The organism is Halomonas elongata (assembly GCF_029081005.1).
Classification (GTDB): Bacteria; Pseudomonadota; Gammaproteobacteria; order Pseudomonadales; family Halomonadaceae; genus Halomonas; species Halomonas elongata_B.
In genome coordinates this window covers 132229-158429 of record NZ_JAJQTQ010000005.1, presented here as the reverse complement: position 1 = coordinate 158429, position 26201 = coordinate 132229, and the positions used below count along the sequence as shown (strand labels likewise).

The window sequence follows — 26201 nt, the reverse complement described above, 5'->3', positions numbered from 1 at the left end:
TCGCTTGGTGAATAGCTGGTGAAGACGGGGGGCATCCCGGGTTTGGTCATTTTGATATGCCCGCCTCGGGTGCGCTCGATATGCCAGTTGTGAGCCTCTGCGAAGCGAACAACCCTCTGCAGACCCTTGCCATACCGCTTAGCCATGGCGGACCTCCTCGAGCAGCTGCTCGCTGTGGTGAAGGTGATCTCGGAACAGGTCCAATTGACCATCCAAGGCATGGATCAACTGGCGTTTACGGGCCTGTAAGGCCAGAACGTCGTGCTCCAGTTGCTGGCATTGCGCGCGCAGCTCGGCCAGGCGGGCTTCCAGTTCGGTAAGCTCCTGTTTCATTGTCTGCTCGTCCATCATGCCACCTCCCGCTCTGCCAGGAGCTCGTCGAGCCGCAACCCCCAGGCGAGGGCGGCGATGTCAGGGGACCAGGGTTCAATAGGATCGGTGAGTGGCTCGACACCCTCGAGGCAGGGCCACTCCATGGGTGAGTCCGGCAGCAAGTCACGCCGCTCGGTGGCGAGTAACTGCAGGTCGGCGGACTTGACGCAGGCAGGAAGCACCGAGTCCACGCTGAATCGCTGGGCAATGGCGGACCAGAGGCGTTTCTCGATGGCTTTGTAAGCCGGCAGCATCGATTTCAGCGGCGAGACCATGTCGCCGATGTAGGCTTCGGTGGCGTCGTGCAGCAAGGCAGCCAGGGCGTCCTCACGGGGGACGATCTCGCTGACATGCACACAGTGCTGAGCGACGGAATAGAACTGGCGAGAGTGGCCACCGAATCGGCAGATACGTGACAGCGCCTGGGCAATGTCCTGGTCATCGATGTTCTGCCACGCAGGAAACGTCAGTGACATCGGCGTGCCAGAAGCTGTCAGAATCGTGGGCGTTGGCGTGGTGGCCAGCGCCTGGTCGACCTGCCGCTGATCGAGTGCGTCACGCACCTGATCGGCAATGGCCTGGCCGCTGTAGCGGCCCTGGCCATCGGGCTCGGCATGAATGCCGAGCATGCCGGCGACCCGGAGCAGTGCCGACTCTGCCGTGATTAAGCGCGCGATCTCCACCTCCATGTGGTTGATCATGCGACTAGTGGGATCCAAGCCAACGGTCGAGGTAGAAGGCGTATTCATGACTCACCTCCTTTGTCGGATTCGGCGTGCCAGAAGCGCCGCATCAATGCCTCACCGTCGTCCAGGGACTCGTGCAGTTCGTGACCGGAGTAAGCGGACCACTCGATCACAGTGAGCGCAGCCCGCTGCAGGTCGCGGTCCAGGCAGCGCAGTCGGGTGAGTTCGAGCGGCCACTCGGGGCCGTTGTAGAGTGCGAGCAAGATCCGGCGACAGTGGTGGCACTGGCCGCTATAGCCCTGGGCCACCTCAGCCAAGCGCTCAAGTGCCGTGGGGCCGCTCTGGTCCAGTGTGCTGAGGCGCTGCTCAACGGCAGCCTCTTCTGAGGCGTGTCTCTCGAGGGCGAGACGACTGCGCTCGTTGAGTCGCTGTGACACCTTGGGCATACGAGAATCGGTAGTCATGACCAGCCTCCTTGCGTCTGCTTCCATTCCAAGGACTCGAACCGTGTACTCGCCCCCAGGAATGCCAGGTGGACAGTGCCGGTGGGGCCGTTGCGCTGCTTGCCAATAATCAATTCGGCCAATCCCTTCACGTCAGGGTTGTCCGGGTTGTAGACCTCATCGCGGTACACAAACCCAATCACATCCGCGTCCTGCTCGATCGCGCCCGAGTCACGCAGATCAGCAAGGCCCGGACGTTTGTTGGGACGGTTCTCAAGTCCTCGGTTGAGCTGTGCGAGCGCGATGACGGGACAATTAAGATCCTTTGCGGTGGCCTTGAGGATGCGTGAGATGGCCGATATCTCGTTATTGCGGTTCTCGCATCCGGGCTCTTCGAGGAGTTGCAGATAGTCGATCAGGATCAGCGCCGGCTTGCCGTGGCGACGCATCAGTCGGCGAGCGCGAGATTTGAGTGACGTGGCTGAAATGCCACTGGAGTCATCAATGAACAGGCGATCCTCAAATTCGAGGATGCGGTTGGTGGCGGCTGTCAGTTTCTCCCAACCACCGTCGTCCAGCTTCCCAGATCGCAGCTGACTCATGTCCAACCGGCCAATGCTGGACATGAGACGCAGCATCAGCTGTTCTTCGGGCATTTCCAGCGAAAAGACGAAGATAGGGGAATTGGAAAGCTCGGTGTTGCCGGCCGTGGCGATCAGCGCATTCTCGACGAAGTTCATTCCCAGGGTGGTCTTGCCTTGAGAAGGCCGTCCGGCGATGACAATCAGGTCCGAGTTCTGCCAACCACAGGTGAGGTTATCGAGATCCTTATAGCCAGTGGGTGTCCCCGTAATGCCATCCTTGGCATTGAAGGCGCGATCGATCGTGTCGATCGCTGACGACAGGGCAGAGCGAATACCAGCGGACTGAGTCTGGCGATCTTCGGCCAGCTCAAACAGCTGACGCTCAGTCGCTTCGATTATCGCCTTGCTGAGGTGGTTACCCTCAAGCGCCTGCTGGCTGAGATCACGCCCCATGCAGGAGAGCTGTCGGCGGAGTTGATGCTCGCGCACGATGTCGGCATACGCCAGGATGTTGGTCGCGGTCGGTGTGTTGCGCGCGATTTCCGCTAGGAAGGCCAGTCCACCTATGGTCTCGAGCTTTCCGTCACGCTCCAGAAGCTCCGAGATTGTCACCACATCCAACGGCTGCTCGCTCAGGGCGAGTTCGCGCATGGCTTGGAAGATTAGGCGATGGGGGTAGCAATAGAACGCCTCGGCATCGACGATTTCGCAGATGTCGTCCCACTTGCTGTTGTCGAGCATCAGTGCGCCCAGGGTGGACTGTTCCGCCTCAATGCTGTGGGGAGGAACGAGTCCCATAGCTTCAACGTCGTTAGGCGCGAGGGACTGGGCATCAGTGAACATGGCCCACCCCCGATTTATCTGTACCCGGCTTGCTATTGGGCTTGGTCGCACCGACCGCGTGGATGGCGTCGGCCCACTCGGGATAGAGGTCGGCAGCGATGGCCTTGATCTGATCAGCGCAAGACGGCGCCTTACGACCAGAAGGCTTGCGAGGCTCGACGCGATGCACCGGCTGGCTTTGGAGCGCAGCCGAGCGATACGCGGAAAGGTTGACCAGCGGCGTGTCGAGCACTCGAATGCCGTGATCCTCGACTTCGGCATACATGCTGCGGATGCTGTCCGATATATCGCGGGCATCCTTCAGCTGATCGGTCATCTTGTTGAGGAGGATCGAAACGGGAGGGACGTCGAAGCGCGTGTACTGAGTGAGCTCACGCATCTCGCTGAGCATCCCCTGTGTGCCGCGCACGAATTCACGGGCAGTCAGCAACTCGGGGACAATGGGGGAAACGAGGTGATCAGCAGCGAGAACGGCCATCTCGAGCAGGATGGAGCGAGCGCCCTGTGTATCGATGAGGATGGCGTCGTAGCGATCCGAGAAGCGTTCGAGCAACCCGATCAGGCGGAATCGGCCATTGGGCGCGTTGAGAAGCAGCTGCTGCAACTGATTCCGATAGTCGTTGGAGACAACGATATCGAGATTGGGAATGGACGTCCGGGATATGATCTGGTCGAGGTCAACCAGGTCAGTGGCGAGCAGTTCGTACACCCCGCCGGGAGCAGGATGGGTCAGCTCATAATAGGAGGAAAGGGTAGGCTGGGAGTCCAGGTCAATGAGGAGAACCTTGAACCCTGCATCGGCCAGCAGGCCACCCAGGTTGGCGGTTGAGGTCGTCTTGCCGACGCCGCCCTTGGAACAAACTGTTGCAGAAACACGCATTTAGCTGCACCTCATCCAAGTTGAATTGAATGAGTGCAATAGATGCCTGGGCGTGAAATTTTCTTAGGAGGCGCGTAAGGTAGGTTGGGTGGTGCTGGCACCAGGAGTCGAACCCGGGACCTGCTGATTACAAGTCAGCTGCTCTACCATCTGAGCTATGCCAGCTTTCCCCAAATTTCTGCCGCTCTTGATTACAAGTCAGTTGCTCTACCAACTGAGCTATGTCGGCTCGGAACGATCCACGCTGTATAAAGCAGAACGTGAAACGGGTTGGCGTGGCTGGGGTAGCAGGATTCGAACCTGCGCATGCTGATACCAAAAACCAGTGCCTTACCACTTGGCGATACCCCAGCATTGTGGTGGCCAGAGACGGAATCGAACCGCCGACACGGGGATTTTCAATCCCCTGCTCTACCGACTGAGCTATCTGGCCCGCGCCAACGGTGCGTATTAAACCCTAAAGGCCTTTTCACGTCAACCGTTTCTTTTCAAAAAGATGGCGTATACAGCACCTTGAGGCACTTCACTGTTCGGGAGGCACGTAGCCCTCTGCCTGATCGGTTTCCTCGTTGTTCAGGAAGCGCTCCAGTTGCTCCATCAGGTAGGCCCGGTCCGTCGGGTCGAGCATATTGAGATGCTTCTCGTTGATCAGGCGAGTCTGCAGGGCCTGCCACTCTTCCCAGGCGCGCTTGGAGACGCTGGACTGGATCTCGCGGCCCTTTTCGCCGGGTAAGGGAGGAAAGGGCAGGGCTTCCAGCTCTTCCTGATATTTGCGGCAGAATACGGTCTGGGTCATCGGGATGGCTCCTTGGCTGATTCGGTTGCGTGACCTGCGGGTGCGGACAGGGTGAAGGGACGCAGCGACTCCAGCAAGCCTTTCACCGGGGCGGCGAGTCCGAGGTTGGCAGGATCCGCGGGATCGAACCAGCACCACGTCTCCCCGACCGCGTCGAGGTGCGACACTCGTGCCGGTTGAGGGGTGATCTCCAGCCGGAAGTGGCTGAAGACGTGGGTAAAGGTGGACCAGGTGCCATCGAGCTCGGCGCCGGGGGCGTGCCGATCCAGCCAGGCTTGCAGTGCCGCGTGGTCCTCGAATTGCGGCAGACTCCAGAGGCCTCCCCAGAGTCCGCTGGACGGGCGTTGTTCGAGCAGCACCCGGCCGGAGGCGTCCTGCAGCATCAGCATGAGAGTCCGTCGCGTGGGGAGTGCCTTCTTCGGTTTGGACTCAGGGAAACGGCGTTCCTCGCCGCGCTCATGGGCCAGGCACTCGGTCTCGAAAGGGCAGTGCTCGCAATCGGGACGACCGCGCCGGCAAAGTGTCGCGCCCAGGTCCATCATCGCCTGGGTGAAGTCGACCACGCGCTCGTCGGGTGTGTAGTGTTCGGCCAGCGACCACAGACGACGTTCCACGGCGGGGCGCCCTGGCCAGCCTTCCACGGCATGCAGGCGGGTCAGCACGCGCTTGACGTTACCGTCGAGGATCACCGCGCGGCGGCCGGTGCTCTGGGCGATGATGGCCCCGGCGGTGGAGCGGCCGATGCCGGGGAGCCCGGCCATGGCCTCGAGGCTATGTACCGGAAAGACACCGTTATGTTCTTCCATCACGACCCGGGCGGCCTTGTGCAGGTTGCGTCCCCGCGCGTAGTAACCGAGGCCGGTCCAGAGATGCAGGACCTCGTCCTGATCGGCGCTAGCCAGGGCCTCGACATCGGGAAAGCGTTCCATGAAGCGCTCGAAGTAGGGGATCACGGTGGTGACCTGGGTCTGCTGGAGCATGATCTCCGAGACCCAGACCCGGTAGGGTGTCCGCTCCCGTTGCCAGGGCAGATCGTGACGTCCATGCACATCGAACCAGTCCAGCAAGCGTCGCTGGAAGGTCTCGGGCGGCAGGATGGCGGGTGGATTGTCGGTCATGTATGGGCTCGACACGCAAAAAAGCGCCGATCGTGGAGACCGGCGCAGTGACTGGCTTTACTTGATGCTCATTCCAATAGACTCTCGAGGGTGCCACGAAGTTCACTGCCGGCCTTTTCCTCGAGCTTGTCCATGGCATCATCGAGACGTTTGTCGATTTCCTCGCCGGCACGCTGGGAGGCTTCCCGGCGCAACAGCTTCCCGAGAGAAGACTGCAGTGCCTGGCGATCGAAGCGGCACCACTCGTTGCTGTCTCCACTCAGCTGTCCTTCGCAGTGGACGGGGAAGGGGATCTGCTTGAGTCGCGGGTTGACCTCGCAAGCCGCGTCCACGGTGTCGGTGAAGCGGGCGTCGGCCTTGAGGTCGAAGCGTTCGCTGCCGACATCGAGCTGACCCTGACCGTTCATGGCAATGCCTGGAAGCGTCACAGCGAGGTCGTCGCTCTCGGCGATACCATCGCGGATCCGGAAGCTGGCATCGGCACGCTGGAAGCGTGTGTCTTCCTCCCAGTCACGGCTGGTGTTCTCGCCCTCGAGACGGGCCGCCGTGGTGCACAGTTGTCGAGAGATGTTGGTCCCGATCAGGCGGCCCTCGGCGAGTCGAGTCTCGAGATGGCCATTCAGGCCGCGCTTGAGTTCGGCCAGGCTGTTGCCCCGGCTTTCGAGTTCGCCGCTCCCTGCCAGCAGGCCCTGCAGGGGAGCCGGGTCTTCGTTGAGGGTTTCCAGAAGATCGCCCAGTCGCACGTCGCTGACGTTGGGTGACAGCTGCCAGCGCAGTGGTGTCTCGCGGGCATCGAGCGAGCCGGTGGCCGAAAGTTGGCCGTCGTGGAAGTCGGCGGCGAAGCGAGTCAGCCGGTGGCGTCCTTCCTGGCCTTCCAGCGTCAACGCAACGTTCTGCAAGCGCTGTTGCAGGAGGTGGAGCTCGCCGAGCTCGAGATCCGCCTCGAGGTCCAGGTCGGCCAGCCATTTCGCGGGGAGCAATGCTGGCGGCTGTTCGGCATAGGCGCGATCGAACAGGGGCAGGCTGGCGCTGGTGTCGGCGGCGGGGGTGTCGGGCGGCAGGTAATCGTCCAGGTTCAGGGTATCGCCCTGCAGATCGAGAGTCAGGCGTGAACCATCGAAGTGGCCACCCAGGCGACCGCTGAAGGTGCTGCCGTCCAGACTCAGGGTCAGGCCGTCCAGGGTGATGGCCTGCAAGTCCCCCTCGACGGGGCTGGCCAGGCCGACCTCGCTCAGCGCCGTGTCGCTGGCGGTGGCGGGCATGACGTCGAAGCGTGTCAGCCAGGGGCGCAGCGACAATGGTGCCAGTTGTAATTGACCGCGATAGGTCGGCGCCGTCGACAGGTTGGCCAGGTTGAGGTTGCCATCCAGTTCGAGGCCATCGGGGCCCGTCAGGTGCAGCTCACGGAGCTGGGCGGTCTGGGCCGGCAGGTCGGCTTCCAGTTGAACGTCCATCGCCAGTGCCAGACGTTTCTCGCCCAGTCGAGGGTGCAGCAGGCTGGTATCGAGTTGGCCATCGGTCAACGTCACGTGCTGCTGGCCGAGATCGAGTGTCGCCTCGGCGGCACTGAGATTGGCTTTCTGTTCCTCCTGGGCATCGCCGATGCGGGAATCGGTTTGCAGGGACAGTTTCTGAAGGACGTGGCGCCCTTCGGCCAGGCCGAGGTCGACCTGCGTCTTGAGAATGATGTCGCTGACCAGAGCCGGTGTCTCGGTGGCAAGGCCGTCGCTCAGGGTCATGCGCAGGCTGGCGTTGAGCGGGAAGGGGCGGTCGGGATTGACGTTATGGCCGGTGATGTTGAGCTGTTCCAGGGTCACTTCCTGCTCTGCCTGGGCATCACGGTAGTTGACTCGGCCTTGATGGATCTGAACGCTGGCGATGTTGAGCGCCACGGACAATCCACTCTCGTTCGCGGTCGAGTCGGGGTTCGGGCCGGCGCTGGCCGGCGCGAGAACGGCCTCGGCTTCCTCGCCACGATTCTCCAGGCGATTAATCAGCGTTTCCCAGTTGCCACGACCTTGTGCGTCGCGGGCCAGATTCAGCGACAGCCCTTCGAGAGTCAGGCCATCGATGGCGATTTCCCCGCGCAGCAAGGGGGCGAAGGCCAGGCTGACTTCGGCGTGGTCGAAGGCGGCGAATGGGTGGGCATCGGATGACTGGGTCGGCAGGCGTGCCTCGGCGGCTTCGACGCTGACCCCCAGTCGGGGGTAGAAGGACCAGCTGAGCGGCCCGTCCAGCTCGAGCTCCAGCCCGCTGTGCTCGCGTACCACCTCGATGAGACGTGGCTTGAGATCCTCGGGGTCGAAAAAGGTGGTGACGAAGACCACGGCACCGACCACCACCAGCCCGAGAATGCCGATGGTGGCCAGCAAGGTACGCAGGATTCGCTTCATTGCCCGGCTCCTTTGGGCGGAAGGTCGAGTTCGAAGTAGTCACCCGCCTGGGTCAGGCGATAGCCGAGCCGCTTCAACAGCATCTGGTCGGCCACGGAAAGTTGAGAGCTTATCACGCGTAGTCGAAGACCATCGTGATGCGCGGCTTCGCTCGTCAGTGCCAGCAGGCGCGAGCCGACGCCGCGCCGTCGCGTGGTCTTGCGCACACAGAGATGGGAAAGCCACCAGGCCTCGGCATCGGGACGAACCGCCACGGCGCCCAGCAGTCGGTCGTTGAAGTGCGCACAGCAGAAGAAGTGTGCCGCCGCCAGATGCTCGCGGACGAACGCCTCGGGATCCTGCGGTAGACGTTCGGTGGGGGCATCGGCATAGATGCGGAGTAGATCGGTGCGGGCCTGGGTATTCGACGCCCAGACCGCCTGGTCGACTCGCTGGAGTGTGACCGGCATGCATGATTCTCCCGTATAGGGTAGCGGATACCGCCACCGCTGAATGGTTGGCATTGTAGCGGATGGGGGTGGCGTTTCACTATAATGGCGGCTCTGCGTCGGCGGCCCGCCATCGGCGCGTTCTGGTCCAAGCGGCCGGTCTTCTTTCGACAAGCGCCACGGCGCTGGAGATGCAACATGTCCGAGCGTACCGCCACGGTCACCCGCGACACCAAGGAAACCCAGATCACGGTCACCGTGAACCTCGATGGCGAGGGGCGGCTGACCTGCGAAACCGGTGTGCCCTTCCTCGATCACATGCTCGACCAGGTGGCACGCCATGGGCTCATCGACCTCGACATCAAGGCGGTGGGCGACCTGCACATCGATGCTCACCACACGGTCGAGGATCTTGGCATCACCCTGGGGCAGGCCTTCGACCAGGCGATCGGCGACAAGCGCGGCATCTACCGCTATGGCCACGCCTATGTGCCCCTCGACGAGGCGCTATCCCGGGTCGTGGTGGATTTTTCCGGCCGTCCGGGCCTGTTCATGGACGTCGAATTCACCCGTGCCGTCCTGGGACAGATGGACACCCAACTGTTCTGGGAGTTCTTTCAGGGGTTCGTCAATCATGCCCGGGTCACCCTGCATATCGACAACCTGAAGGGCTTCAATGCCCACCATCAGGCGGAGACCATCTTCAAGGCCTTCGGTCGTGCCCTGCGCATGGCCGCTGCCGAGGACCCGCGCATGGCCGGCCGGATGCCGTCCACCAAGGGCAGTCTGTGAAGGAAAGGCTGCGTCAATCGTCGAGCGAAGCACTGCGGTTCTCATGCACAGGTACCCAGACAGGGTTGCCTGAAAGGGGGCTTGAAAGAGTTTCCTGAACCCGTCGACCGATACGAGGAGCACTCTATGACCATTGCCGTCATCGACTACGGAATGGGCAATCTGCACTCCGTCGCCAAGGCATTGGAACACGTGACCCACGAAAATGTCGTGGTGACTCGTGACCCGCGACGCATCAACGGCGCCACGCGGCTGGTGTTGCCCGGCCAGGGCGCCATTCGTGACTGCGTGGGTGAGCTGGAACGCACCGAACTCCGTGGCCTGGTGGAGGAGTTGCTGGCCAGCCAGGACAAGCCGCTGCTGGGAATCTGTGTAGGCCAGCAGATGCTCCATGAGCGCAGCGAAGAGAATGGGGGCATCGACTGCCTGGGCTTCATGTCCGGCCAGGTGCGGCGTTTCCCCGCCGATATGCACGACGAGAGCGGCAATCGTTGCAAGGTGCCACACATGGGGTGGAACCTGGTGCGTCAGCATCAGGATCATCCTTTGTGGCAGGGCATCGACCAGGACGAGCACTTCTACTTCGTGCACAGCTATTATGTCGAGGTCGATGACGACACCCGACTGTTCGGCACCACCGATTATGGCCGGGTCTCGGCCCATGTGGCGACCGGCCGCGATGCCACCTTCGCCGTGCAGTTCCACCCCGAGAAGAGTTCCCGGGCTGGTCTCAGGCTGCTGGAAAACTTCGTTCACTGGGCGCCCTGAACGGGCCCGGTGGCACACCGGATCCGCCCTGGAGGATTTGACATGCTGGTAATTCCCGCCATCGATCTCAAGGATGGCAAGTGCGTTCGTCTCAAGCAGGGGCGCATGGACGACGCTACCACCTACGGTGACGATCCGGTGGCCATGGCCGCGCGCTGGGTCGAGGCCGGGGCCCGCCGCCTGCATCTGGTCGATCTCAACGGCGCCTTCGAAGGAAGGCCGATCAATGGTGAGGCGGTCACCGCCATTGCTCGCGCCTACCCGGATCTGCCGATCCAGATCGGCGGCGGTATTCGTAGCGCGGCGACCATCGAGCATTATCTGGAGGCAGGCGTCTCCCAGGTGATCATCGGGACCAAGGCAGTGAAGGAACCCGACTTCGTCACCGAGATGTGCCGTGCCTTCCCGGATCACGTGATCGTCGGCCTCGATGCCCGCGATGGCTTCGTGGCCACCGATGGCTGGGCCGAGGTATCCACCCTCAAGGCCACCGAACTTGCCAGGCGTTTCGCCGACGATGGTGTTTCCGCCATCGTTTATACCGATATTGCCCGTGACGGAATGATGGGCGGCGTCAATGTCGAGGCCACCGCCGAACTGGCTCGCCAGGGCGGCCTGCCGGTGATCGCCTCGGGGGGCGTCACCAATCTCGATGACCTGCGATCGCTTGTCGAGGCGGGCGAGCCGGGCATTCTAGGCGCCATCACCGGCCGCGCCATCTATGAAGGCAGCCTGGACGTGGCCGAGGGCCAGCGGCTGTGCGATGAACTCACCCGCCAACGAACCGGGAGCTGAACCATGGGACTCGCCAAGCGCATCATTCCCTGCCTGGACGTCGACGCGGGGCGTGTGGTCAAGGGCGTCAACTTCGTCGGCATCCGCGATGCCGGTGATCCGGTGGAGGTCGCTCAGCGCTACAATCATCAAGGGGCCGACGAGATCACCTTCCTCGATATCACCGCCAGTCACGAGGACCGCGACACCACGGTGGAGATGGTCGAGCGCATCGCCGGCGAGGTGTTCATCCCCCTGACCGTGGGGGGCGGCATTCGCACCTGCGATGATATCCGCACCATGCTCAATGCCGGCGCCGACAAGGTCTCGATCAATACGGCCGCCGTGCATAATCCTGAATTCGTCCATGAAGCTGCGGAACGTTTCGGCAGCCAGTGCATCGTGGTGGCCATCGATGCCAAGCGGGTCTCCGGCGAGGGCGAGACGCCGCGCTGGGAAATCTTCACCCATGGCGGCCGTCGTTCCACCGGCCTGGACGCCGTGGAGTGGGCCCAAAAGATGGTGGAGCTGGGGGCCGGCGAACTGCTGCTCACCAGCATGGATCGCGACGGTACCAAGCAGGGCTTCGACCTCGGCGTGACCCGTGCCATCAGCGATGCGGTGAGCGTGCCGGTGATCGCTTCCGGCGGTGTCGGCAACCTCGATCACCTAGTGGAAGGCGTCAAGGACGGCGGAGCCGATGCAGTACTCGCCGCCAGTATCTTCCACTTCGGGGAGTACAGCATTCCCGAGGCCAAGCGTTATATGGCCGAGCGGGGTATCGAGATGCGCCTTTAAGGAAACACTGCTTAAATGCCTGCGCATGCAAATCGCGTCGTTACGCGGTGCTCGAAAGCTCGCCTAACCCCTCGTTATGTCTCGCTTTCTGTGCTCCGTGCGCCTCGCGTGACCCACACGGATGTGGGAAATGCGATGGCCCGTCGGGAACGGGCCTAGCCTTCACTATGCTCGGCGATTTATTCAGTATTTCCTTCGAGCGCTGCTTGAGAGTGGCGCTACCTTACTGTCTTGTCGTCTTCATCACGCTGGGCGTCAGGCGGCCGGCCAGGCTGGAAAGCAGGAACAGCAGCGCGGCCAGGCTGACGATGGTGGGCCCGGTGGGTGTATCCAGCCAGAACGCCGCCTGCAGTCCCCCCGTGGTGGAACCGGCACCGAAGAGGGCGGCCAGCAGGGCCATGCTCTCCGGCGTGCGGCTGAAGGGGCGCGCCGTGGCGGCGGGGATGATCAACAGTGCCGCGATCAACAGCACGCCGACGACCTTCAGTGCCACGGCAACGACCACGGCGAGCGACAACGTCAGTATCAGCTGCTCTCGCCCGGGGGCGATGCCGCTGGCGTGGGCCAGGTCGGTATTCAGCGTGGCGGTCAGGAGGCTGGACCAGCGCCAGTGCATCAGCCCCAGGACGAGCAGTGCCCCTGCCCATATGATGGCCAGGTCCCACTTGCCAACCGCCAGGATATCGCCGAACAGGTAGGCCATCAGGTCGATCCTCACCCCGGAGACGAAGGATACCGCTACCAGCCCCAGGGCGAGTGCCGAGTGCGCCATGACGCCGAGTAGCGTATCCATGGCATAGCCCCGACCGCTCAGCGACGAGACGACCGTCGCCATGACCAGTGACGTGGTCAGCACGCCGGCGAGGATTGAGGTCGAGAGCACCAGCGACAGGGCGACACCGAGCACGGCGGCGTGGGCGGTGGCATCGCCGAAATAGGCCATGCGCCGCCACACCACGAAGCAACCCAGCGGGGCCGCGGCCAGGGCAACGCCGATACCGGCCAGCGCGGCGCGAACCTGAAAGTCGTCGAGTATCATGAGGCCAACCCCGCTGGCGCTTGTTGATGGGAGTGGTCATGACGGTACAGGGCGAAGGCATCCTGAGTGTCGTGCCCGAACATGGCGCGGTAGGCCGGCGAGGAGGCCACGCGTTCCGGCGTGCCTTCGCAGCAGATTGCCCCGTTCAGGCAGACGACGCGATCCGAGGCGCGCATCACGACATGCAGTTCGTGACTGACCATCAGAACGCCGCAGCCTAGCTCTCGGCGCACGGTTTCCAACTGGCGGTAAAAGTCGGCGACACCGCGCTGATCGAGTCCCTGGGTCGCCTCGTCGAGGATCAACAGGTCGGGGGACTCCAGCAAGGCGCGGGCCAGCAGGATGCGCTGGAATTGACCGCCCGACAGTGATCTCATCTGCTGCCTGCCCAGTCCGGCGGCGCCAGCCCTCTCGAGGGCCTGGTCGATCTGGCCGGGAGCGTGCCGCCTTGGCAGGCCCATGAACCTGGACACCGTCATCGGCAGTGTCGGGTCGAGGTGAAACCGCTGCGGAACATATCCCAGCATCAGCCCCGGCGCACGCTGGATACGTCCCCTCGCAGGCGCCAGCGAGCCGATGATGGCCCTCAGCAGGGTGGTCTTCCCCGAGCCATTGGGCCCGACGATAGTCACGATCTCGCCGCGCTCGATAGAGAGTTGAATGCTGTCGAGGATTGGCTGGCCGCCAAGATCGACATCCAGGTGTTCGATGGTCAGCAATGTCATGGGGGATCTACCAGCAGCGTACGAGCCTTGCCAAGCCGGGATATTGTCCTGGCCGGCTTGACAGAAAAGTTATGTTATAACATAAATGCGCATCGCTCAATTTCCCCGTTACCTGCTGTACAAGGAGATCATGATGTTGCGTGCCCGTTACTGGGGGGCGGCCTTGCTGGGAGCCAGTACCCCAGCCATCGCCGCCGCGGATGTCCCCGATGTCGCGGTCGACATTCCGCCGGTTCACTCGCTGGTTGACCGTGTCATGGGCGAGCTGGGTTCACCGAAACTGGTCATCCAGCCGGGAGCGTCGCCCCATGGTTACTCCATGCGACCGTCGGAGGCCGGAGCACTGGAAAATGCCGATGTCGTGTTCTGGGTCGGTGAAGCGCTGGCGCCCTGGCTGAAGGGATCCATGGATAGCCTGGCCGCCGATGCCGAGAGCGTTGCCCTGCTGGATGTGCCGGAGACCGGAACCCTGGCGTTTCGTCAGGGAGCCACCTTCGAGGCCCACGATCATCATCATGGCCACGGCCACGGCCACGGCCACGACCACAGCCATGATGGCACCGATCCGCATGCCTGGCTCGATCCGGAAAATGCGCAGGCATGGCTGGCTGCGATTGCCCGGTCACTTTCCGATGCGGACCCGGAAAATGCGGACATCTATCGGGAAAACGCGCGCCAGGGCAAGGCAGAGCTCGATGAGCTGATGGGGGAACTGAGGGCGCGTCTCGCGCATGCCCAGGATACTCGCTTCATCGTGTTTCACGATGCCTATCAGTATTTCGAGAATCGCTTCGACCTGTCGGCGGCCGGCGCCATTTCCCTGGGAGATGCTTCGGATCCGAGTCCTGCACGTATCGATGAGCTCCGAGAGCTAGTGAATGCGCTGGACGTCGATTGTGTCTTCAACGAGCCGCAGTTCAATCCTCAGCTGGTGGAAAACGTGTTCGCCGATACCGGCGTCGACACATCGATCGTGATCGATCCCCTGGGGACGGGATTGCCTCCCGGAGAAGGACTTTATCCTCGGCTGCTGCGCCAGCTGGCGGATGGCGTGGTGCAATGCGCCGCGGGGGCCTGATTCGGTGTCGCACCTCGAGCGGATGGGCGCTGAGGTATGCCGGAAAACGTTATGACGTCACGTGAAAAACGCAGTGGTTCAACCCACTCGATCGATTGAGCAAAGGAGCAAATCATGAGCATGCCATATGCGAAGAAAGCGAGCGTTCTGGCCATCAGCCTGTTGGCGATGACGGCAGGTCAGTCGGCGATGGCGCACGAAAGCGGCCATGGTGACCATGATCACGATCATGGCCACCATCACGACCATGACCATGATGATCCCAGCCATGACAGCGATATCTATGCGGGCTATTTCGACGACAGCCAGGTGAAGGATCGCGAGCTTTCCGATTGGGAAGGAGACTGGCAGTCGGTCTATCCCTATCTCCAGGATGGCACGCTCGATCCGGTCATGGCCGACAAGGCGGAGAAGAGCGATGAGAAGACCGCCGAGGAATACAAGAAATACTATGAGAGAGGCTACGAGACGGATGTCGATCGCATCGTGATCGATGGCAGCACCGTTGCCTTCCATGAGGATGGTGACACGATGTCCGGCGAGTATGCCTACGATGGCTACGAGATCCTGAATTACGAGGCAGGGAACCGAGGCGTGCGGTTCATCTTCGAACTCCAGGAAGGTGGTGATGAACTACCGGACTACATTCAGTTCAGCGACCACAGCATCTATCCGACCGATGCCGGCCATTATCACCTCTACTGGGGCGATGATCGGGCGGCTCTGCTCGACGAGGTCAAGCACTGGCCGACCTACTACCCATCGGACATGGACGGCCAGCAGATCGTCCATGAAATGATGGCTCACTGAGCAGGAGGGCCGGGGGGCGGCCTGGCGGGATGCCGGCCCCCGCTCCCCGACCCGCGCCGTTGCCCTTGAAAACTCCCCCGGGCGCCACCACCCTCCCCACGCGGGTCCAGAATGGACCGCCCGCGGCTGACCGCCGTCGCTAACGAGATCGAATCTGAACCCATTCCGACTGTGAAAGGAGGTATTGGATGTCAGTGCAGACATCGTCCAGCCGACCGCTGCCACACGCGAACGCCCGAACCGACCTGACGTCCCCGGAAGCCGAAAGCCGGGTCCGCAGCGCGCCTCGCCCGGGGCAGGATCCCTATCCGACACGCCTGACCGAGCCGCTGGATCTCCCCTGGCTCAATCGTCGTGAGCCGGTGGTCAAGGGGCGCGAGGCAGATGGGCCACTATCGGCCCCGCAGCTCGACGCCTTCGAGCGTCAGGGCTTTCTCTTCGAGCCGGATTTCCTCGAAGGCGAGGAGCTCGAGGCACTGCGTCGAGAGCTCGACGCCCTGCTGGCCCGGGATGATTTCCGCGGACGCGATTTCTCCATCACCGAGCCTCAGGGCAAGGAGATCCGTTCGTTGTTCGCCGTGCACTTCCTGTCGCGGATATTCAGCCGTCTGGCCAACGACGAGCGCCTGATGGGGCGCGCCCGCCAGATCCTCGGTGGCGAGCCCTATGTCCATCAGTCACGCATCAATTACAAGCCCGGCTTCGAAGGCAAGGGCTTCAACTGGCATTCGGATTTCGAGACCTGGCACGCCGAGGATGGCATGCCGGCCATGAACGCGGTGAGCGCCTCTATCGTGCTGACCGACAACCACACCTTCAACGGGCCGCTGATGCTGGTGCCCGGTTCGCACAGAGTGTTCGTGCCATGCCTGGGGGAAACGCCGGAAGATCACCACCGGCAGTCGCTCAAGACCCAGGAATTCGGCGTGCCCGGCGCCGACGCCCTGCGCACGTTGATCGACCGGCACGGCATCGAGGCACCCACCGGCGCGGCGGGTGGCCTGCTGTTGTTCGACTGCAATACCCTGCACGGCTCCAACGCCAACATGTCACCGGATCCGCGCAGCAATGCGTTCTTCGTCTACAACCGCCGTGACAATCGTTGCGTCGAGCCCTATGCGGCCACCAAGCGACGCCCACGCTTCCTGGCCCATGCACCGGATGAAGCATGGTCGCCGGATACCTGACTCGAGGGTAGACTGATGGAGTCGGGCCCTGCGGGGCCTCACCCGAACAAGGAGTCGAGTCGGACATGCGCTTCGTACCCCGTTTCACCGATGGCCGGAGTTTTCCGGAACCGCTGGGCAAGATCGTCTGCGTCGGCCGCAACTATGCCGAGCATGCCCGGGAGTTGAATAACCCGGTCCCCAGCGAACCGTTGCTGTTCATCAAGCCGGCCACCAGTGCCGTGGATCTGGCCGCGCCCATCGAGGCGCCCTTCGCGCGTGGTGAGGTCCATTTCGAGACGGAGCTGGCCCTGTTGATCGGCGAACCGTTGAGCGAGGTCGCGCCCGACCAGGCCGAGCATGCCATCGTGGGTATCGGCCTGGCGCTGGATCTGACGCTTCGCGATGTCCAGGCGCGCCTGAAGGACAAGGGCCAGCCCTGGGAAGTCGCCAAGGCCTTCGATGGCGCCTGTCCGATGTCGGCCTTCCTGCCGCTCGTCGAGACGCCCAACTGGAGTGCGCTGGAGTTTACCCTGGAGGTGAATGGCGAGCGTCGACAGCATGGACTGGGCGCCGACATGCTGTTCTCGATACCCACGTTGCTGGCGGAAATGAGCCGCCACTTCACGCTGTTGCCGGGGGACGTGGTGCTCACGGGCACGCCTGCGGGCGTGGGAGAATTGCCCCGCGGGGCCTCACTGTGCCTTCAACTGACCGGCGGCCTGGCCGTGGAAACCCGGGTCGTGGATTGATCGGGGTGACGTAACGCGATCGAATCAGGCTGAGCTCGTTGGCCATACTCGACGACAAGGCCCCGCCGGTTCATTCCGGCGGGGCCTTGTCGCATGGGGCTACCCCGGGGGGCGAAAGCCGCCCGGGGTAGGGTCGGGCCTAGTCCTGCTTCAGCTTGTAGGCCATCACGTAGTCGCCGATGGTGGTGCCGATCGAGCCGTGCCCGCCGGCCACCTGGACGACCATCTGCTCGCCCTGACTGTTGAGATAGGTCATGGGGGTAGCCTGGCCACCGGCCGGCAGACGGGCCTGCCACAGCTGCTCGCCGGTGCTGAGGTCATAGCCGCGCAGGTAGTCATCCACGCTGGCGGCCAGGAAGGCCACGCCGCTTTCGGTGATCACCGGGCCACCGATGCCCGGCACGCCCATCTTGATCGGCAACGGCAGTGCCGTCATGTCCTCGATGGTGCCGTTCTTGTGCTTCCAGACGGTCTCGCCGGTACGCAGGTCGGTGCCGGCCACGTAGCCCCAGGGCGGCTGTTGGCAGGGCACGCCGAACGGCGAGAGGAAGGGCTTCATGTCCACGGCGTAGTCGGCGCCGGCGTTCTCGTTGAGGCCCTGCTCGCCCTGGTTGGTCTCGCCCAGCTCGGCGCCTTCCTTGGGCACCAGAGTGGAGGTGAAGGCCAGGTAGAGCGGCATGCCGAACATGACCTGGCGCTTCGGGTCCACGGCGATGCTGCCCCAGTTGAAGACCCCGAAGTTGCCCGGGAAGACGATGGTGCCCTGCTCGGAGGGCGGAGTGTACTGGCCCTCGTAGCGAAGCGACTTGAACTGGATGCGACACATCAGCTGGTCGATCGGACTGGCGCCCCACATGTCCGCCTCGCGCAGGGTCGGCGGCCGGAAGCTCAGGCTCGAGGCCGGCTGGGTCTCGGCGGCATAGTCACCCTCGATGGTGCCCTGGGGGGCGGGCTGCTCGGAGATCGGCAGGATCGGCTCGCCGGTCTCTCGGTTCAGCACATAGACGTCGCCCTGCTTGGTGGGTATCACCAGTGCCGGCTGGGTACCCTGGTCGGTCTCGAGGTCGAGCAGGCTGGGTTGGGCCGGGGTGTCCATGTCCCACAGGTCGTGGTGCACGAACTGCTGGACCCACTCCACCTGGCCGGTTTCCAGGCTCAGCGCTACCACTGAGCTGGCGTATTTCTCCTCGGCCTCGCTGCGGTACATGCCCAGTTGATCCGGCGTGCGGTTGCCCATGGGGAAGTAGACCATGCCCAGTTCTTCGTCGGCGCTGGCGATCGACCAGCTGTTCGGCGAACTGGTGGTATAGGTCTCGCCCTCGGCGATCGGCGCGGTCTCGTCCGGATTTCCGGCATCCCAGTTCCACACCAGCTCGCCGGTCTTGGCGTCATAGGCACGGATCACGCCGGAGGGAGATTCGACGGCGTAGTTGTCGTTGACCGAACCGGCGACGATGACCTTGCCATCGGCGACCACGGGCGGCGAGGTGGAGTAGTAGAAGCCGGCCTGCTTGAACGGCATGTTGTGCAGCAGGTCCAGCTCGCCGTTGCTGGCGAAATTGCTGCAGCGCGCGCCGGTCGCCGGGTCGACGGCGATCAGGCGGGCGTCGGAGGTCGGCAGGAACAGCTGGGCGTCGCATTGCATGGCATCCAGGTCCTCAGCCGGCCCGCTGGCGACCTGGACGTCGATGGCATCCGCGTCGCCGGAGCTCGGAGGGAGATAGGAGACGCCACGGCAGGTCTGGTGCTGACGCGAACTCTCGGCCGGCACCTTGGCGTCATGGACCCACTGTTCCTCGCCGGTATCGGCATTCAGGGCGATCAGCCAGTTGTGCGGGGTGCACAGGAACAGCGAATTTCCCACCTTCAGCGGGGTCGCCTCGTAGGTGGTTTCGACGACGTCCTCGGGGCCTTTCACGTCGCCGGTCTGATACTGCCAGGCCAGTTCCAGGTCATCGACGTTCTCCGGCGTGATCTGTTCCAGCGGCGAATAGCGCTGTCCCAGGTTGTCGCGCCCATAGGCATGCCAGCTTTCCCGGGGCGTGTCCCCGGTCGTCGGCGCTTCGGCGACCACATCGCGGCTCAATTCGCCCTCGATACGATGGGCATCGACGCTGAGGCTGGCAAGGGTCCCCACGCCGATGATCGCCCAGACCGGCAGCAGCAGGGCCAGGCCCGCGCGGCTGCCACCCTTGGCCGGTATCAGCAGCGGGATCGCGAGGATCAGGAAGAGACCCAGGCGGGTGGCCAGGGGCCACCAGTCGTAACCGGACTCCCAGAGCGACCAGGCGGCGGTCGCGATCAGGAAGAGAGCGTATAACACCTGGGCGGTGGGGCGGCGCGATCGCGTCAAGGCCCCGACCACGATCAGGACGATACCGGCCAGCGCGTAGTACCAGCTGCCGTCGAGGGTGATGAGCCAGATGCCACCCCCCAACAGTGCCAGCCCCACCAGCCAGAAGATGAGCGAAAGAATGATCATGATCCAAGCTCCTTGCCATGGAAGAAGCCCTGAATATGGTCGCGATCCCGGTACCGCACGCCAGCCGTGCCACCGAATGCAGCGGCCGCGATGAGCGTGGCATTCGGTGTTTGAACCCGTTCGTCGATTTATTCAGTGCTTGCGGAGTCGTTGATTGATTTCATTTTATAATAGTTAGCCTGTGAATTAAAGACGCCCCTCGCGTGGCGTCCCGCCACGGACGGACCGTGATTATCACTATGGTCTAATGGATCGGGAATGTCAGTGCCGAACGCGTCGAAAACCGCTCATTCGAGGTAGGTATAACCTTCCAGTCCGGCGGACAGGTCATGCCGGAACTGTCGCTGTTCGTCGTCGCTCAGGTCGCTGGCGGCGAGCTGCTCGGCGAGTCGGGCACGCAGGGCTTCGGCATCGAAGTTGACGTAACCCAGCACGTCGGCGACCCGGTCGCCGCGCAGCAAATGGTCGAAGCGCCATTCGCCGTCGGGGGAAAGCGAGGCATCCACCGAGTCGGTGTCGCCGAACAGGTTGTGCAGGTCGCCGAGGATCTCCTGGTAGGCGCCGACCAGGAAGAACCCCATCAGGCGCTCTTCATCGTCGCGCCATTCCGGCAGCGGCAGCGTGGATTCGACGCCCTGGCCGTCGACATAGCCGTCGATGCGGCCGTCGCTGTCGCAGGTGATGTCCTGAATCACTGCGCGGCGCGAGGGTTCGCGGTCGAGGCCGGAAAGTGGCAGCACGGGGAAGATCTGGTCGATCCCCCAGACATCGGGTACCGACTGAAACAGCGAGAAGTTGACGAACAGTTTGTCGGCGAGTTTTTCGGCCAGTTCGTCATGAATCTCGCGATGCGCGCGGTTGCGTGGATCCAGCCGCTCGCGCAGCCGGGCACAGGCGGCGGAGTGGACGCCTTCTCCCTCGGCACGGGCGCCGAGGTCGGCCAGCCCCATGACGAAACGGTCCTGGAGTTCGCACAGTGCCTGCGTCAGGTCGTGCCAGGCTTCGACCAGGCCGCGCGGATCATGCAGGGCGTGCAGCTCGTCGTGAACTCGCCACAGTTCGGCCACCTGGGGATCGGCATGGTGCCGTGTCTCGGGAGCCTGGGTGTCGGGGCGTTCCTCGCCGATCACGTTGGTGATCAACACCGCATGGTGGGCGGTCAGGGCTCTGCCGGACTCGCTGAGCAGGTGCGGATGGGGCAGACCCTCGGCGGTGCATACCTGGGCGAAGGCCGAGACGACGTTGCGGGCGTATTCGCGCATCGAGTAGTTGATCGAGCAGAAGCTGCGTGAGCGAGTCCCCTCGTAGTCGATGCCCAGTCCGCCGCCGACATCCACGGTATCCACCGGCGCGCCCATCGCCAGCAGGTTCTGATAGAAGCGTGCACATTCGCGCAGGCCGCGCTGGATATCGTGGATATTGGCGATCTGCGATCCCAGGTGGAAATGCACCAGTTGCAGGCAGCCCAGGGCATCGGCCTCGGTCAGCCGGGTCACCACCGTCTGGATCTGGCCGGCGGTGAGACCGAACTTGGACTTCTCGCCGCCGGTGTTCTGCCATTTGCCCTTGCCGACCGAGGCGAGACGGGCGCGCAGGCCGATGCGCGGCCTGACGCCGAGGTGTTCGGCTTCTTCGAGGATCAACGGCAACTCGGAAAGCTTCTCCACCACCAGGTAGACGCGGTGGCCCAGTCGTTCGCCCATCAGTGCCAGGCGGATGTATTCGCGATCCTTGTAGCCGTTGCAGACGATCAACGAGGGACCGTCGCCGGAAAGTGCCAGTACCGCCAGCAACTCGGGCTTGCTGCCGGCCTCCAGGCCGACGCGGCCCCGGCCGCGTTCCTGGGTGGCAAGGATTTCCTCGACCACCCGGTGCTGCTGGTTGACCTTGATGGGGTAGACCGCCGTATAGCCGCCGTCGAAATCTTCCTCGGTCATGGCGCTGTCGAAGGCGGCGCACAGCTGTTCGACGCGGTCGTGCAGGATATCGGTGAAACGCACCAGCACCGGCAGCCGCAGTCCCGCTTCGCGAAGCCGGGTCGCCAGTGATGTCAGCGGCAGGGCTGGCCCTTCGGTCTCTTCTCCGAGCGGCCGCACCAGGGCCTGGCCGGCATCGTCGACGTCGAAGTAGCCGCTGCCCCATTGATCGATGTTCCAGGTATGCCGGGCGCGATGGGCGGGCCCGGCGGCACTGCTCATGGAGGCCTTCAAGGCGTGACCTCGGGTAGCGGCAGGGCACCGTCCTCCAGACGACGCTTGAGGATGGTGTGGAACTGGTCGGGATCGTGGGGCGTCAGGTCATGGGCCGGTGGATCCACGTAGACCACCAACAGGCGCGAGAGCCAGTAACGCAGGGCCGTCATGCGCAGCATCATCGGCCAGGCGTCGCGCTCGGCGGCTTCCAGCGGTCGTTGGGCCTGATAGGCGGCGAGCAGGGTGGCGTAGCGTTCGGGGTCGAGGCGACCGTCGGCATGGGTGGCCCAGTCGTTGATGACGATGGCCAGGTCGAACAGCAGATCACCCGTGCAGCCGTTGTAGAAATCGATCATGCCGCCCAGGCGGTCGCCGTCGAACAGGGTGTTGTCGCGGAACAGGTCGCCGTGCAGTGCGCCCTGCGGCAATTCCGGGGCCTCGTCGAAGAAGCCCTGGTAGATTTCCACCTCGTCCATCATCAGCGCCTGATCCTCCGGCGAGAGGTAGGCCAGGACCTTGTGGTGCATGGGCAGCAGCCAGTGGAGATCACGCGGATTGGGACGATGTCCCGGGAAGCGCTGCGAGACCTTGTGCATGTGGCCGAGGGCTTCGCCCAGGGCACGGCACTGAGCCAGATTGGGATGATGAGGGTGGCGTCCCGGCAAGCGGGGGAACAACAGGGCCGGCTTGTCGGCCAGGCTGTGCAGGGCGATGCCGTCATGGTCGTGCAGGGGGCCGGGCACCGGCAGGCGGTGTTCGTCGAGATAGTCCAGCAGTTCGACGAAGAACGGCAGCTCTTCATGCTCGCCCTGCTCGAACAGGGTCAGTACCAGTTCCTGGCGGTCGGTGGTGACGAAGAAGGTGCTGTTCTCCGTGCCGGCGGGCACGCCTTCGACGGCAACCAGCGTGCCGGCGTCGAAGCGGCTCAGGAATGCTGCGACCTGAGCGTCGGTAAGCGGTGTGAATACGGCCATGTGTGTCTCGCGCGGGCTATGCCAAATCGCCTATTGTAGCGGCTTGGCGCATCGATGCCGAATGCTGTTGCGGCGTGTCGCCTGGCGATCAGGAATCCTGCCGCACCCAATCGGGGACGATGATATCGCCGCCGTCCTGGCGCTCGAAGTTGCCGTCACCGTTCCGGTCGAGCAGGTAATAGGAGGGCCCCGATGAAGGCCGAACCTCGATGGCGTAAAGTTCGCCGTTGAGCCGGTACTCGCGAATGCTGCGATCCGCTTCCTGGCGGGTGGTGATCTCGGGCTCGGGCGATCCGCCGGACTGGGCCGACGCCGGGAGCCCGGCGAGCAACAGGCTGCCACCGACGAGCAGTGCGGCGAACGGACGAAACAGGGACAACATGGCAACCTCCGGGGACCTCGGTCATCTTCCCCTAGTGTATGCCGTCGTCCGGTCGAGGCATACCTCGCGGCAAACATCGTCGGCTATGCGTATCATGGGGTTCAGAACTGCGTTTTCTCCCCGGACATCATTCTACTCAGACATCAATGGATGCCGATTCATGGCCGACACTCCCATCGTACTCGTCGACGGTTCCTCCTATCTGTACCGAGCCTTCCATGCCCTGCCGCCGCTGACCACCTCGGAGGGGCAGCCCACCGGCGCCATCAAGGGCGTGCTCAACATGCTCAAGCGATTGCTCAAGGATTACCCCGACAGTCCCATGGCGGTGGTGTTCGATGCCCCGGGCAAGACCTTCCGCGATGACCTCTATGCCGAGTACAAGGCGCAGCGCCCGCCGATGCCGGACGACCTGCGTTCTCAGGTCGAGCCGTTGCACGACTGCGTGCGGGCGCTGGGCCTGCCGCTACTGTGCATCGAGGGCGTGGAGGCCGACGACGTCATCGGCACCCTGGCGCACCATGCCACCCAGACCGGCCGGGATGCGGTGATTTCCACCGGCGACAAGGACATGGCCCAGCTGGTCAACGCCCACATCACCCTGGTCAACACCATGAAGGACGAGACCCTGGATGTGACGGGCGTGACGGAGAAGTTCGGCCTGCCGCCGGAGCGGATCATCGACTTCCTCGCTCTGATGGGCGACAAGGTCGACAACATCCCGGGGGTGGCCGGGGTCGGCGAGAAGACCGCCCTGGGCCTGCTGCAGGGCATGGAGGGCGGCCTCGAGACCGTCTATGCCGATCTCGAGAAGGTCAAGACGCTCGGCTTCCGCGGCGCCAAGACGCTGCCCGGGAAGCTCGAGGAGCATCGCGAGCAGGCCTTCCTCTCCTATGAGCTCGCCACCATCAAAACCGACTGCGAACTGCCGGTCGGGCTCGACGACCTGGGGATCGCCCACCCCGACCGTGAAGCGTTGCTCGAGCTCTATCGCCGCCTGGAGTTCAAGGCCTGGCTGTCCGAACTGCTGGAGGGCAGTGATGAGGGTGTCGATGACGTGTCGGGGGGGACCGCCACGCCCGGGGCAGGCGATGCTGCGAGCGTCGGCGAGGACGAGACGCGTCACGACGCGGTGATCACCGAGCAGGCGGTACTGGACGAATGGCTGGCGCGCCTCAAGGACGCCGAGGTGTTCTGCTTCGACCTGGAGACCACCAGCCTCGACTACATGGAGGCCGAGATCGTCGGCGTCGGGCTGTCCCTCGAACCGGGGGAGGCTGCCTATATCCCGCTGGCCCACGATTACCTGGACGCCCCGGCACAGCTCGACCGGAAGGCCGTGCTCGAGGCACTGGCGCCACTCTGGGCCGATGCGGACAAGGCCAAGGTTGGCCAGAACCTCAAGTACGACGTCTCGGTGCTGGCGCGTCACGGCTATGAGGTGACCGGCGCCCTGCACGACACCATGCTCGAGTCCTACGTGCTGGACTCCACCGCCACCCGACACGACATGGACTCGCTGGCGCTCAAGTATCTGGGCGAGAAGACGGTGAGCTTCGAGGAGATCGCCGGCAAGGGCGTCAAGCAGCTGACCTTCAACCAGGTCGCCCTGGAACAGGCCGCGCCCTACGCCTGCGAGGACGTCGACATCACCCTGCGCCTGCATCATGAGCTGCGCCCCCGGGTCGAGGTCGAGGGCCGCCTGGCCGAGGTGCTCGACACCCTGGAGCGGCCGTTGATCCGAGTGCTGTCGCGCATCGAGCGTGGCGGCGTGGCGCTGGACGCCGAGCGCCTGCATACCCAGAGTCAGGAGCTCGGCAAGCGCATCGGCGAACTCGAGGAGAAGGCCTTCGAGCTGGCCGGGCGCGAGTTCAACCTGGGCTCGCCCAAGCAGCTCGGCCAGATCCTGTTCGAGGAACAGCAGATCCCGGTGATCAAGAAGACGCCCAAGGGGGCGCCCTCCACCGCCGAGGCGGTGCTCGAGGAGCTGGCACTGGACTACCCGCTTCCCAAGGTGATCATGGAGCACCGTGGCCTCTCCAAACTGCGCTCCACCTACACCGACAAGCTGCCCCGGCTGGTCAACAAGGCCACCGGCCGGCTGCACACCAGCTATCACCAGGCGGTCACCGCCACCGGACGGCTGTCGTCCTCCGACCCCAATCTGCAGAACATCCCGATCCGCACCGAAGAGGGGCGCAAGATCCGCCAGGCCTTCGTGGCGCGGCCCGGCTATCGCATCGTCGCCGCCGACTACTCGCAGATCGAGCTGCGCATCATGGCGCACCTCTCCGGCGACAAGGGGCTGCTCGCGGCCTTCGCCGAGGGCCGCGACATCCACGCCGCCACCGCCGCCGAGGTCTTCGGCGTGGGCCTCGACAAGGTCTCCGGCGAGCAGCGCCGCAGCGCCAAGGCGATCAACTTCGGGCTGATCTACGGCATGAGTGCCTGGGGGCTGGGACGGCAGCTGCACATCGAGCGCAACCAGGCGCAGATCTACATCGACCGCTACTTCGACCGTTACCCCGGCGTGGCGCGCTACATGGAGCGCATTCGCGCCCAGGCGGCGGATGACGGCTACGTCGAGACGGTCTTCGGTCGACGGCTTCACCTGCCGGAGATCCACTCCCAGAACCGCAATCGTCGTCAGGGCGCCGAGCGCACGGCCATCAATGCGCCCATGCAGGGCACGGCGGCGGACATCATCAAGCGCGCCATGATCGACGTCGACGGCTGGCTGGCCGAGGGCGACATCGACGCCATGATGGTCATGCAGGTCCACGACGAATTGGTCTTCGAGGTCGCCGAGGACGCCGTCGAGGTCTTCATCCCCGAGGCGAAACGGCGCATGCAGGCTGCCGCCGAGCTCGACGTGGACCTGATCGTCGAAGCCGAGAGCGGCGCCAACTGGGACGAGGCGCACTGA

24 protein-coding genes and 3 tRNA genes are annotated in these 26201 nt (G+C 63.7%); 9 read left to right on the top strand and 18 right to left on the bottom strand.

Going from position 1 to position 26201, the window contains the following annotated elements; translation table 11 throughout:
- Nucleotides 1-138 precede the first annotated feature (138 nt).
- From LU493_RS05675 to LU493_RS05620, 12 genes are all read right to left on the bottom strand, one after another.
- Nucleotides 139-351, bottom strand: a complete 213-nt coding sequence (locus LU493_RS05675) for a hypothetical protein (protein ID WP_275286823.1) — start codon at nt 349-351, stop codon at nt 139-141.
- On the bottom strand, nt 348-1121 hold the full coding sequence (locus LU493_RS05670) for a hypothetical protein (protein WP_275286822.1): 774 nt from the start codon (nt 1119-1121) through the stop codon (nt 348-350). Before LU493_RS05670 ends, LU493_RS05675 begins: the two co-directional genes overlap by 4 nt.
- Nucleotides 1118-1522, bottom strand: coding sequence for a DUF7673 family protein (locus LU493_RS05665; RefSeq protein WP_275286821.1), 405 nt, complete (start codon nt 1520-1522; stop codon nt 1118-1120). Before LU493_RS05665 ends, LU493_RS05670 begins: the two co-directional genes overlap by 4 nt.
- Entirely contained in the window at nt 1519-2928 is a 1410-nt protein-coding gene (dnaB, locus tag LU493_RS05660; protein ID WP_275286820.1) for a replicative DNA helicase, read from the bottom strand. Before dnaB ends, LU493_RS05665 begins: the two co-directional genes overlap by 4 nt.
- Complete coding sequence (locus tag LU493_RS05655) at nt 2918-3808, bottom strand: ParA family protein (RefSeq protein ID WP_275286819.1); 891 nt, start codon at nt 3806-3808, stop codon at nt 2918-2920. Before LU493_RS05655 ends, dnaB begins: the two co-directional genes overlap by 11 nt.
- Before the next feature lie 89 nt (nt 3809-3897).
- Nucleotides 3898-3973 (bottom strand) — tRNA-Thr (locus LU493_RS05650).
- Between the two features lie 111 nt (nt 3974-4084).
- Nucleotides 4085-4159 (bottom strand) — tRNA-Gln (locus LU493_RS05645).
- Nucleotides 4160-4165: 6 nt separating this feature from the next.
- Nucleotides 4166-4241: transfer RNA gene (locus LU493_RS05640), tRNA-Phe, on the bottom strand.
- Between the two features lie 90 nt (nt 4242-4331).
- Nucleotides 4332-4604 carry an oxidative damage protection protein gene (locus tag LU493_RS05635; RefSeq protein WP_275286818.1) on the bottom strand — a complete coding sequence of 91 codons (273 nt, stop codon included), beginning with the start codon at nt 4602-4604 and terminating at the stop codon, nt 4332-4334.
- Complete coding sequence (mutY, locus tag LU493_RS05630; RefSeq protein ID WP_275286817.1) at nt 4601-5722, bottom strand: A/G-specific adenine glycosylase; 1122 nt, start codon at nt 5720-5722, stop codon at nt 4601-4603. Before mutY ends, LU493_RS05635 begins: the two co-directional genes overlap by 4 nt.
- Nucleotides 5723-5790: 68 nt before the next feature.
- Nucleotides 5791-8115, bottom strand: a complete 2325-nt coding sequence (locus LU493_RS05625; RefSeq protein ID WP_275286816.1) for an AsmA family protein — start codon at nt 8113-8115, stop codon at nt 5791-5793.
- Complete coding sequence (locus tag LU493_RS05620; protein WP_275286815.1) at nt 8112-8564, bottom strand: acetyl-CoA sensor PanZ family protein; 453 nt, start codon at nt 8562-8564, stop codon at nt 8112-8114. Before LU493_RS05620 ends, LU493_RS05625 begins: the two co-directional genes overlap by 4 nt.
- A 177-nt stretch (nt 8565-8741) precedes the next feature.
- Here LU493_RS05620 and hisB point away from each other — a divergent pair, with 177 nt between their 5' ends.
- From hisB to hisF, 4 genes are all read left to right on the top strand, one after another.
- Nucleotides 8742-9335 carry an imidazoleglycerol-phosphate dehydratase HisB gene (hisB, locus tag LU493_RS05615; RefSeq protein ID WP_013333772.1) on the top strand — a complete coding sequence of 198 codons (594 nt, stop codon included), beginning with the start codon at nt 8742-8744 and terminating at the stop codon, nt 9333-9335.
- Nucleotides 9336-9461: 126 nt separating this feature from the next.
- A complete protein-coding gene (gene hisH / locus LU493_RS05610) occupies nt 9462-10103 on the top strand; it encodes an imidazole glycerol phosphate synthase subunit HisH (protein WP_275286814.1) in 642 nt (213 codons plus the stop codon).
- A gap of 42 nt (nt 10104-10145) precedes the next feature.
- Nucleotides 10146-10898, top strand: a complete 753-nt coding sequence (gene hisA, locus LU493_RS05605) for a 1-(5-phosphoribosyl)-5-[(5-phosphoribosylamino)methylideneamino]imidazole-4-carboxamide isomerase (protein ID WP_275286813.1) — start codon at nt 10146-10148, stop codon at nt 10896-10898.
- 3 nt (nt 10899-10901) lie between these two features.
- Nucleotides 10902-11675, top strand: coding sequence for an imidazole glycerol phosphate synthase subunit HisF (gene hisF, locus LU493_RS05600; RefSeq protein WP_275286812.1), 774 nt, complete (start codon nt 10902-10904; stop codon nt 11673-11675).
- 223 nt (nt 11676-11898) lie between these two features.
- On the opposite strand, the gene LU493_RS05595 is transcribed toward hisF, so the two are convergent.
- Nucleotides 11899-12714: a metal ABC transporter permease gene (locus LU493_RS05595; protein ID WP_275286811.1), complete on the bottom strand. Its 816-nt coding sequence runs from the start codon at nt 12712-12714 to the stop codon at nt 11899-11901.
- The gene (locus tag LU493_RS05590) at nt 12711-13439 is read right to left on the bottom strand and encodes a metal ABC transporter ATP-binding protein (RefSeq protein WP_275286810.1); all 729 of its coding nucleotides are present in this window, start codon (nt 13437-13439) and stop codon (nt 12711-12713) included. The genes LU493_RS05595 and LU493_RS05590 overlap by 4 nt, the downstream gene beginning before the upstream one ends.
- An 85-nt stretch (nt 13440-13524) precedes the next feature.
- Here LU493_RS05590 and LU493_RS05585 point away from each other — a divergent pair, with 85 nt between their 5' ends.
- The 4 genes from LU493_RS05585 to LU493_RS05570 all read left to right on the top strand — a co-directional run bounded on the left by LU493_RS05585 (nt 13525) and on the right by LU493_RS05570 (nt 17245).
- A complete protein-coding gene (locus LU493_RS05585) occupies nt 13525-14517 on the top strand; it encodes a zinc ABC transporter substrate-binding protein (protein WP_275286809.1) in 993 nt (330 codons plus the stop codon).
- A gap of 114 nt (nt 14518-14631) precedes the next feature.
- On the top strand, nt 14632-15327 hold the full coding sequence (locus LU493_RS05580) for a metal-binding protein ZinT (RefSeq protein WP_275286808.1): 696 nt from the start codon (nt 14632-14634) through the stop codon (nt 15325-15327).
- 188 nt (nt 15328-15515) lie between these two features.
- Complete coding sequence (gene thpD / locus LU493_RS05575; RefSeq protein WP_275286807.1) at nt 15516-16514, top strand: ectoine hydroxylase; 999 nt, start codon at nt 15516-15518, stop codon at nt 16512-16514.
- Between the two features lie 65 nt (nt 16515-16579).
- The gene (locus LU493_RS05570) at nt 16580-17245 is read left to right on the top strand and encodes a fumarylacetoacetate hydrolase family protein (protein ID WP_275286806.1); all 666 of its coding nucleotides are present in this window, start codon (nt 16580-16582) and stop codon (nt 17243-17245) included.
- Between the two features lie 139 nt (nt 17246-17384).
- On the opposite strand, the gene LU493_RS05565 is transcribed toward LU493_RS05570, so the two are convergent.
- From LU493_RS05565 to LU493_RS05550, 4 genes are all read right to left on the bottom strand, one after another.
- Nucleotides 17385-19727: a glucose/quinate/shikimate family membrane-bound PQQ-dependent dehydrogenase gene (locus LU493_RS05565; RefSeq protein WP_275286805.1), complete on the bottom strand. Its 2343-nt coding sequence runs from the start codon at nt 19725-19727 to the stop codon at nt 17385-17387.
- A 287-nt stretch (nt 19728-20014) separates the two neighbouring features.
- Nucleotides 20015-21925 carry a biosynthetic arginine decarboxylase gene (speA, locus tag LU493_RS05560; RefSeq protein WP_275286804.1) on the bottom strand — a complete coding sequence of 637 codons (1911 nt, stop codon included), beginning with the start codon at nt 21923-21925 and terminating at the stop codon, nt 20015-20017.
- A gap of 8 nt (nt 21926-21933) precedes the next feature.
- The gene (locus LU493_RS05555; RefSeq protein ID WP_275286803.1) at nt 21934-22893 is read right to left on the bottom strand and encodes a homoserine kinase; all 960 of its coding nucleotides are present in this window, start codon (nt 22891-22893) and stop codon (nt 21934-21936) included.
- Between the two features lie 88 nt (nt 22894-22981).
- Nucleotides 22982-23275 carry a DUF2782 domain-containing protein gene (locus tag LU493_RS05550; protein ID WP_275286802.1) on the bottom strand — a complete coding sequence of 98 codons (294 nt, stop codon included), beginning with the start codon at nt 23273-23275 and terminating at the stop codon, nt 22982-22984.
- Between the two features lie 160 nt (nt 23276-23435).
- On the opposite strand from LU493_RS05550, the gene polA reads away from it, so the two are divergent.
- Nucleotides 23436-26201, top strand: a complete 2766-nt coding sequence (polA, locus tag LU493_RS05545; protein ID WP_275286801.1) for a DNA polymerase I — start codon at nt 23436-23438, stop codon at nt 26199-26201.

What these genes read in the sequence shown, in the direction of transcription:
- hisB (WP_013333772.1), top strand. Translation starts at nt 8,742, where the DNA reads ATGTCCGAGCGTACCGCCACGGTCACCCGCGACACCAAGGAAACCCAG.
- LU493_RS05635 (WP_275286818.1), bottom strand. Translation starts at nt 4,604, where the DNA reads ATGACCCAGACCGTATTCTGCCGCAAATATCAGGAAGAGCTGGAAGCC.
- LU493_RS05595 (WP_275286811.1), bottom strand. Translation starts at nt 12,714, where the DNA reads ATGATACTCGACGACTTTCAGGTTCGCGCCGCGCTGGCCGGTATCGGC.
- LU493_RS05665 (WP_275286821.1), bottom strand. Translation starts at nt 1,522, where the DNA reads ATGACTACCGATTCTCGTATGCCCAAGGTGTCACAGCGACTCAACGAG.
- LU493_RS05670 (WP_275286822.1), bottom strand. Translation starts at nt 1,121, where the DNA reads ATGAATACGCCTTCTACCTCGACCGTTGGCTTGGATCCCACTAGTCGC.
- dnaB (WP_275286820.1), bottom strand. Translation starts at nt 2,928, where the DNA reads ATGTTCACTGATGCCCAGTCCCTCGCGCCTAACGACGTTGAAGCTATG.
- LU493_RS05675 (WP_275286823.1), bottom strand. Translation starts at nt 351, where the DNA reads ATGATGGACGAGCAGACAATGAAACAGGAGCTTACCGAACTGGAAGCC.
- speA (WP_275286804.1), bottom strand. Translation starts at nt 21,925, where the DNA reads ATGAGCAGTGCCGCCGGGCCCGCCCATCGCGCCCGGCATACCTGGAAC.
- LU493_RS05590 (WP_275286810.1), bottom strand. Translation starts at nt 13,439, where the DNA reads ATGACATTGCTGACCATCGAACACCTGGATGTCGATCTTGGCGGCCAG.
- LU493_RS05580 (WP_275286808.1), top strand. Translation starts at nt 14,632, where the DNA reads ATGAGCATGCCATATGCGAAGAAAGCGAGCGTTCTGGCCATCAGCCTG.
- hisA (WP_275286813.1), top strand. Translation starts at nt 10,146, where the DNA reads ATGCTGGTAATTCCCGCCATCGATCTCAAGGATGGCAAGTGCGTTCGT.
- LU493_RS05625 (WP_275286816.1), bottom strand. Translation starts at nt 8,115, where the DNA reads ATGAAGCGAATCCTGCGTACCTTGCTGGCCACCATCGGCATTCTCGGG.
- LU493_RS05555 (WP_275286803.1), bottom strand. Translation starts at nt 22,893, where the DNA reads ATGGCCGTATTCACACCGCTTACCGACGCTCAGGTCGCAGCATTCCTG.
- LU493_RS05655 (WP_275286819.1), bottom strand. Translation starts at nt 3,808, where the DNA reads ATGCGTGTTTCTGCAACAGTTTGTTCCAAGGGCGGCGTCGGCAAGACG.
- LU493_RS05565 (WP_275286805.1), bottom strand. Translation starts at nt 19,727, where the DNA reads ATGATCATTCTTTCGCTCATCTTCTGGCTGGTGGGGCTGGCACTGTTG.
- hisH (WP_275286814.1), top strand. Translation starts at nt 9,462, where the DNA reads ATGACCATTGCCGTCATCGACTACGGAATGGGCAATCTGCACTCCGTC.
- mutY (WP_275286817.1), bottom strand. Translation starts at nt 5,722, where the DNA reads ATGACCGACAATCCACCCGCCATCCTGCCGCCCGAGACCTTCCAGCGA.
- polA (WP_275286801.1), top strand. Translation starts at nt 23,436, where the DNA reads ATGGCCGACACTCCCATCGTACTCGTCGACGGTTCCTCCTATCTGTAC.
- LU493_RS05620 (WP_275286815.1), bottom strand. Translation starts at nt 8,564, where the DNA reads ATGCCGGTCACACTCCAGCGAGTCGACCAGGCGGTCTGGGCGTCGAAT.
- LU493_RS05550 (WP_275286802.1), bottom strand. Translation starts at nt 23,275, where the DNA reads ATGTTGTCCCTGTTTCGTCCGTTCGCCGCACTGCTCGTCGGTGGCAGC.
- thpD (WP_275286807.1), top strand. Translation starts at nt 15,516, where the DNA reads ATGTCAGTGCAGACATCGTCCAGCCGACCGCTGCCACACGCGAACGCC.
- LU493_RS05570 (WP_275286806.1), top strand. Translation starts at nt 16,580, where the DNA reads ATGCGCTTCGTACCCCGTTTCACCGATGGCCGGAGTTTTCCGGAACCG.
- hisF (WP_275286812.1), top strand. Translation starts at nt 10,902, where the DNA reads ATGGGACTCGCCAAGCGCATCATTCCCTGCCTGGACGTCGACGCGGGG.
- LU493_RS05585 (WP_275286809.1), top strand. Translation starts at nt 13,525, where the DNA reads ATGCGCATCGCTCAATTTCCCCGTTACCTGCTGTACAAGGAGATCATG.